The organism is Winogradskyella ouciana, from assembly GCF_009709615.1.
GTDB lineage: Bacteria > Bacteroidota > Bacteroidia > Flavobacteriales > Flavobacteriaceae > Winogradskyella > Winogradskyella ouciana.
In genome coordinates this window covers 1-261 of the sequence record NZ_WJYA01000169.1, presented here as the reverse complement: position 1 = coordinate 261, position 261 = coordinate 1, and the positions used below count along the sequence as shown (strand labels likewise).

At 44.1% G+C, this 261-nt stretch carries 1 pseudogene; it reads left to right on the top strand.

Annotated elements, in window-relative coordinates:
* A pseudogene (locus F1003_RS16720) lies at positions 1–261 on the top strand (peptidase M14); the annotation flags it as partial.

The window sequence follows — 261 nt, the reverse complement described above, 5'->3', positions numbered from 1 at the left end:
CTCACGAACCGGCGTTTCAAGCATAAAGATATTCAGCCGCTGATCACCAGAAGAAGCAGCAACAAAACCTATGAAATATCCAAAGTAGCAGAATCCTTTGAAGGGCGCAGCATTACGATGATCAAAGTGGGAAAGTGCCCGCATAAGATCGTGGCGTGGTCGCAGATGCACGGCGATGAACCCACAGCAACGATGGCGATTTTTGATATTTTCAACTTTCTGGATGCTAAAAACTATGGTTTTGATAAGTTAAGAAAAACC